Annotated in this window: 6 protein-coding genes and 2 pseudogenes; 1 reads left to right on the forward strand and 7 read right to left on the reverse strand. The window is 65.6% G+C overall.

From position 1 onward, the window contains the following. Positions 1-115, forward strand: a pseudogene (locus ACIKT0_RS11245) (IS5/IS1182 family transposase); the annotation flags it as partial. Positions 116-474: 359 nt separating this feature from the next. Here ACIKT0_RS11245 and ACIKT0_RS11250 read toward each other — a convergent pair. The 7 genes and pseudogenes from ACIKT0_RS11250 to ACIKT0_RS11280 all read right to left on the reverse strand — a co-directional run. Next, a complete protein-coding gene (locus ACIKT0_RS11250; RefSeq protein ID WP_407105434.1) occupies positions 475-1,719 on the reverse strand; it encodes a S49 family peptidase in 1,245 nt (414 codons plus the stop codon). Continuing rightward, positions 1,709-2,128 carry a hypothetical protein gene (locus ACIKT0_RS11255; RefSeq protein WP_407105435.1) on the reverse strand — a complete coding sequence of 140 codons (420 nt, stop codon included), beginning with the start codon at positions 2,126-2,128 and terminating at the stop codon, positions 1,709-1,711. Before ACIKT0_RS11255 ends, ACIKT0_RS11250 begins: the two co-directional genes overlap by 11 nt. Positions 2,129-2,320: 192 nt before the next feature. Further along, positions 2,321-2,560 carry a hypothetical protein gene (locus ACIKT0_RS11260; RefSeq protein ID WP_407105436.1) on the reverse strand — a complete coding sequence of 80 codons (240 nt, stop codon included), beginning with the start codon at positions 2,558-2,560 and terminating at the stop codon, positions 2,321-2,323. A 249-nt stretch (positions 2,561-2,809) separates the two neighbouring features. Then, positions 2,810-3,424 carry a hypothetical protein gene (locus ACIKT0_RS11265; RefSeq protein ID WP_407105437.1) on the reverse strand — a complete coding sequence of 205 codons (615 nt, stop codon included), beginning with the start codon at positions 3,422-3,424 and terminating at the stop codon, positions 2,810-2,812. Further along, positions 3,421-3,810, reverse strand: a complete 390-nt coding sequence (locus ACIKT0_RS11270) for a hypothetical protein (RefSeq protein ID WP_407105438.1) — start codon at positions 3,808-3,810, stop codon at positions 3,421-3,423. Before ACIKT0_RS11270 ends, ACIKT0_RS11265 begins: the two co-directional genes overlap by 4 nt. A 679-nt stretch (positions 3,811-4,489) precedes the next feature. Continuing rightward, positions 4,490-5,998 (reverse strand): DNA primase family protein, encoded by a 1,509-nt coding sequence (locus ACIKT0_RS11275; protein ID WP_407105439.1) that lies wholly within the window; start codon positions 5,996-5,998, stop codon positions 4,490-4,492. 268 nt (positions 5,999-6,266) lie between these two features. After that, a pseudogene (locus ACIKT0_RS11280) lies at positions 6,267-6,381 on the reverse strand (IS5/IS1182 family transposase); the annotation flags it as partial.

A 6,381-nucleotide genomic window follows, 5' to 3' on the forward strand; every position in this document is an offset into this window, starting at 1 on the left:
GCGCATGTTCTGCCGCCTCAAAGACTTCCGACGCGTCGCAACCCGCTACGACCGTAACGCCACCAGCTTCCTCGCCGCCGTCCATATCGCCGCGATCGTCAGCTACTGGTTATGAGTCTCGGCCCTAGTGCGGGGCGGGCGACTTTGCTCGTCTACTTGATTACAAATCTACCTACCCAACGGACTTCGGCTGGCTACCGACTTCGCTAGCACACGGAGGTTGAGTATAAGAACCAACTTAATCGGCGATGAGATCGCCGGCACCGAGGTCATCCGCTAGCGCCTCGCTAAAGGTGCGCCGGCTTGAGCCTGTCACCCGCATCGAGGGTGGCCCATTCTTGACGTTGTCGCGGCAGCGCTCGCCGTGACCCCGCTGGGCGGCGGCGTTACGCGTATGTGACCGAGAGAAGGAAAAAGTGCCCGGCCTCCCCACCGCCGGTTGAAGGTGGAGAAGCTATTATCGCTGAGAGGCTCTCAACGTCTGCGATGAACACGGCGCCAAAGTTCCTCTCCGTCTGCAACCGAACGGCCCGAGCGAGCACCTTCTATTGGCGCCATCGTGAAGATCATCGTGGCCTCGTCGCGTTCGGCCGCGGCGGTCATGACGCTGATCCGAGCGGCCTCGGGCGTGACGCCGCGCTCGATAGCCACGGCGACGTCAAAATCGACGCCGTACTTGGCGGCCTGCAAGCCAATGGTACTCAGCGCCGCAGCGCGGGCGTGCTCGACTGACACGGCCGCCGTGATCTTCGACTGAAGCACCTGCCTCGCGACGGCGAGCCTCGCCGCTTCCACCGCCGCGCGCCCTGCCTCCCGCACCGCCGCCGGCTGCGCCGCCTCGCGCTTGTCGAGGTGCTGCACGAAGGCGCCGAACGTCGTGTCGATGGTGCCCATCTTGTCGGCCAGCCCCTTCTTGACCGCTTCGGCGCCTCTGAAGGTCTCGCTCTCCGTACCCCGTATCGCAGCAGCCGAGAGCTTGGGCCGCAGCTCGGCCACCAGCTCGACGAACATGCCATAGAGCGACGACACGTCAGCGCGGATCGCCTTCTCGGCCTCGCTCGATAGCGGAACGTGCGGGTTGCCGTTCACCTTCCGGGCGCCCTCATGAATGAAGGTCCACTTGAGGCCGGCCTTGGCGTCGGCGGCGGTGACGTCGAGGTGCGCCGCCAGGACGCCGATCGAACCCGCTTCGCCCGTCGTGGCGATCCAGATCTCATCGGCGGCGGACGCGAGCGCGTAACCAGCTGAGGCCGCGAGCTCGTTGACGTGCGCCCACACGGGCTTTCCGGCGGCCCTGGCCGCGGACCGAAGATGCCTCGCGAGGTCGAAGCATCCGCCGGCCTCGCCACCGGGCGTGTCAAACTCGAGAAGCACGCCGCGGACGTTTGGATCGGCGAGCATCTCGTCGAAGCCTTGCCGAATGAGCCCATAGCTCACGAGCCCGCACGCCGCGTCGAGCCAGGAGCCGCGCCGAACCGTCGTCCCCACGATAGGCAGAATGCCAATGCCGCCGTCCGCCAAGTAGCCACCGCTGGCATAGAGCCGCCGGCCCGGAAGAGCCGCCTCGCGCGAGGGACGGTCCAGGCTTCCAGCGCCGGGATCGAAGCCCTCGAGAAGACGCGGGCCGAGAGCAGCGAGCGCCGTATCGAGCCGCGCCCTGTGCATCATGAGCGGAGTATTGAAGAGCCGGCCCGCGACGTTGGTGAGATCAATTCGCATCCTTAACCCCCATCGGGAGCGGCTCGTTGGCCATCTCCGTCATGTGCTCCCGCATCGCGATCTCGAGCGCGGCGACGAGCCTGACCTCATCGACCTGAAGCTCCGCGGCGAGCGCCGGTCCGCGCCGAAGCGCGAAGTTGAGCAGCCCCGTTTTGATCTTCGTGTTCCAGTCGCGGATGAAGCGGGCCGTGGTGTCGCGCGAAATGAGTTCCCCTCGCTCGCGGGCGAGCGCGACCTCGGTTCGCTCTGTCTGCGCGTTGAGCAGCGCGATGCGGGCTTCGACCAGGCTTCCGCCTTTACCGCTCTTGCCGGCAGCCGGCGTTGAGGCCAGCTCGCGTCCCTTAATCGTTGAAGCGACCCACGCCGACGCTTCGTCGAAAGCCACTCGCCCGTCCGGCTCGACCGGCATGCCTTGGGCGACCCACTGAGACACGCGGGATTTGCTGACGTTGAGCAGCTTCGCGAACTTGCTCTTCGAGACGAGGTCGGAACTCATGGACCGGGCACTCGGGCGGTTGAGTGAAGTCTAGGATCAGACGCTAGCGGGAGCCTGCGCGGCCGCGTCCCCCGCATGGGGGGCGGCCGGGGGGAGGACCCGCGGTCATCCGGGGGCCGCCCCCTCGCCTGCGCCCTGAGCGGCCACCTGGCCGGCGCCGCCGCCGGCCGGCGGGATCTCATCGTCGAGGCGGCCGAGGGGAAACACGAAGCCGACGCGCTCGAGCTCGTCGACCAGGGCGACGCAGACGCGCGCGCTCAGGTTCTTTTCGGCGTCACTTTCCGCCACCCGCATCGTGCGGATGAGGCTTCCGAGTTCCTCGAGATGGTCGCGAGGCGTAGCCATGAGAGTTCTCCTTACGGTTGGGGCGCACGCCGATAGGCGCGTCGCCACATTGCGACTTTGTCGGGGTTGGCCGCGGCACGGACGGGCTCAGCGGCGCGCAGCGCCCGCCGCCACATGCGGCGAGCGCTATTGTCCTGCGGGTCCGCGCCCGTCGCGACGGCAGGGCTTGTCCGGCTCGCGGTGCGCCAAGCCTCGCGCTCATCCGCCGTGACAGGCGGGGCGCTGGCCGCGAGACGCGGCGCGTTATCGTCACGCCACATGCGGGGCCTCCACCTTGTTGAGGTCAACGGCGAGGACGATTTCGGGACGGGCGTCGGCGCGTCGCTCCGGCTGCAGGCCCGCGCTTTCCAGCGACCGCACGACCTCCTCCTCGGTGAGTTCGATGTCGCGGGTCTCACGCTCGACCTCGGCAAGTTTCGAGGCACGCACGGCTGCGCTGAGGCCGTTCTGTACGAACTGCTCGGCCTCGGCGAAGAGCCGCTCGACGGCGACTTCTCGGCCCATGAACAAGGCCAGGACGCCGAGGCCGGCACTCTGAAAAGCGCGGCCGAAGCCGTACGGCACAGGCGGCGCCACCGCGAAGCCGGTCGGACCGCCGATGACGCCCGCTGGATGAATGGGAAGAGCGACGCTCACGCCGTTGATAGGTGCGGCCTCGTTGGCGAGATTCGCGAGTCCGAGCTCCGACTTCGCCAGCGCCATCGAGCCGTCGACAATGCGTTCGATCCGCTCACGGAGTTCCTGAGCGTCGCACGGCGCAGCCTCGATCGAAGTGCGCCGCCGCCGGGCCTCGTCGAGGCGCGCACGGATAGCGACGAGATCGTCCATCTTCACGGACGCGGGCTTCTTCTTCGCGAGGATCACCGCTCAACTCCCAGAAATTCGCGGACGAGGAGCGGGCAGCGGTCGCCGAGGCGCTCGTGGGCGTACTCGGCGCAGGCCGAAGCGACCGCTTCGGTCGACCCGCCTTCGCGCTGGGCTTCCCGAAGATCCGCGTAAGCTTCGTCCCGCTCGCGGTTTGCGCGCTCGACGTCCCCGGCCGTTCGCTCCGTCATCGCTACGGGCGTGTTGTCCCAAGCCGGGCGCAGGCCGCGGTTCGCCGAGAACAACTCGAACTCACGCCGAACGACGCTTGCGGCGCGATGGGCGTTGTCGAAGCGTTTTTGAAGCCTGCGCCTCCGGTCCCGCACAATCTGCGCGCGCTCGACTAGGTCGCGCAGGCGCTTGAGATCAATGTTCGATGTGCTCACGTCTCTCGCTCCGTTCCGTTGAACGGATGATGTCGAGTCCCGTTGGCCAAAAATAGCCGTTTCTCGAATTATTTCTAAGATCGACTGACTACCGTTGCTCTAGAATGCGCCGGATTGATCTTTGACTTAGCTCGCGATCTGCGGCGAGCGCGTAGAAGAAGCTCCGCTCTGGCTCCACCTCTGGAGCGAGGCCGCGTTCGAAGTCTCGCCGGAACCTCGGGGCATAGGCGCTGATTCGCCAAGCGATGATGATCGACGCCGCATGCGCGCTCGGGATGTCCGCGAAGGACGTCGCCCATATGCGGCGGAGGAGGTCATCGCGCCGGGCCTTCGCGGCACGCCTGGACTCGCTCGGGCCGGGACGCCGGCGGGCGGACGGTGTCGGGGTGCCAGAACCCCGCATCATGGCTGAACCCGGCTGCAATCGGCTGGCAGCGGCAACTGTGGCGCTTCGGTAGGCCCTCGCCCGCTCGACGACGAACGTTGAGAAACCAAGCGTCGCCGACGTGTATCACCGTAGGACCTTTCGGGCGCATTTCTGATGCGGTCTTTATTACGAGGACCAGAGAAGCGCTCCTTCCCTTCTCTGGGATGCTCCCTTATCCATCCAAAGGCATTACAGGAGATACTGACAGAGGAGCCAACGCAACCGGCTGTTTTGCCAACGCTTTTCATATCATCAAACATGGTCGCGCAGGGCGCTGTAGGAGGATACGAGGCCACTCGGAGTTGACGCGAGGCCAATCCCAACGTAATGCTCGACCTGAGCGCCGCGCGGGCCACGTTTGATCTCGGACAGACCCGAAACTGAACTACGGAGGGCTCGCCCAAATCGCCTCCGGTCGATCTCCCGCTCATGGTTTGCCTTCGCCCAGCAGTTCCAGGAGTCGAAGAGCTCCCCCTTGCCCACTTCGCGCGTTGGCCCGACTTCGCAACAGCTTGCGACGAACGTCGCGACGGGAGAGGCGTCAGCGCGGACGCTGGCGACGAGCGCCGCACTGGCAGGTGGAAGCTGAAAACGCCCGCGCTTCATGAGCCGGTCGAAGCCCACCGCCGCCCACTCCACGATCGCTGGGATCTCGGCGGCTAGCTTTTCGCTTAGCTTCGGATCCTCCGCGCCCAGGAACGACTTTTCGAAGACGATCGGCAGCAGACGCGCCGCGATGGCGCCTGAGTCGTCTTGGATTTGCGGTATCTCGTTGGCCGCGAAGATCAGTTTCGCCGAGGGCGTGCCTTGCCAGTCTGGCCGGTTCTTCCGCGGGATGCTTCCGCCGTCCTCGCCGCTGAAGGTCAGCAGCCGTTCTGCAAGCGCGCCATGGTCGACCTGGCGCTTGAGCCGCATATCGGCGACGGCCGCCAGCCGCCGGCCGATCACGCCCTGAAGGCCGAAAGTCTCACCAATCGCAGCGGTGCCGAGTGTTACGGCGAGGTCCGGCCCAAGGATCTTCCCGAGCAGATTCAGGATGAGCGACTTGCCTGAGCGCGTGGGGCCGATAAGCACCGGAATCTTGTGCAGGCTGCGGTGCCCCGACAGCATGTAGCCGACGACTTCCTGAAGGAACGCTCTGGTGGCGTCGTCCTTCGGCCAGAGGCCCGAGAGGAAGCGGTTGAACTCGAGTTGCTCCCGCCCCGGTTCATAGGCCCAGTCTGCGACAGACGTCGCCATGAAGCGCCGGTCCGGTGCGTGGAGGCGTCGTCTTGCGAGGTCGTACAAGCCATTACGGCAAGCGATAAGGTTGCGGGGATCAGGGTCGGTTTCGCACCGCTCGAACCATTGGAACGGCTCGACCTCATCAGAGAGCCGCACGAACGCCCGCAATGCGTCGAGGATGAGTTCGACCTTGCGTGAGTCGCAGGCGAACGGCCTCCCATCCGAGATGTCCCGCGCGCTCTTCGTCTGAACCTGTGCATGCGTGAACGCTTGATAGATGGCGCCCTCGATGTCGCATTTCTTTGTTTGCTGCCAAACGGAGCCGGTCCACACCCACCATTGATCGCGCCAGAACGCGAGCCTGAGCGCCCCTTCGCTCGTCTCGAAATAATCACGCAGGAACAGGCGCGCCCATGGGATGGGCTGTTTCTCCGGAAGAGGCAGCCATCGACCTTTCGCATCGGTGAGGTGCGAGACGTCGACGCTAGCGCGAAAAGACTTGGCGCAAAGGTTTCCGAGGTCGCTGATTGGGCTCATCACCAAGGCGTCCCGTGGCGATGCGCGTGCTCCAGCGCTGCGGCTGTAGCTTCGACCATGCGAATGAGGCTCGGGCGCCCCGGGCCTGCGTGCTTGAGGCCGATCTGCCAGAGCAACCTTCGACGGTGAGCCTTTACCGCCCGGCGAGGCTCTGTCCCATCCAGGCGCTCCGCAAGGATCGCCTTGAACGCCTCCGTCCGGATGCCCCGCTGCAAAGCGCGGACAAAGCGTTCCTCAACATCTTGCGGCATGATCTTAGGGCCGAGACTCATAACCAGTAGCTGACGATCGCGGCGATATGGACGGCGGCGAGGAAGCTGGTGGCGTTACGGTCGTAGCGGGTTGCGACGCGTCGGAAGTCTTTGAGGCGGCAGAACATGCGC

The sequence above is a fragment of the Hansschlegelia beijingensis genome (genome assembly GCF_045505405.1).
In the GTDB taxonomy this organism is placed as follows: Bacteria; Pseudomonadota; Alphaproteobacteria; order Rhizobiales; family Methylopilaceae; genus Methylopila; species Methylopila beijingensis_A.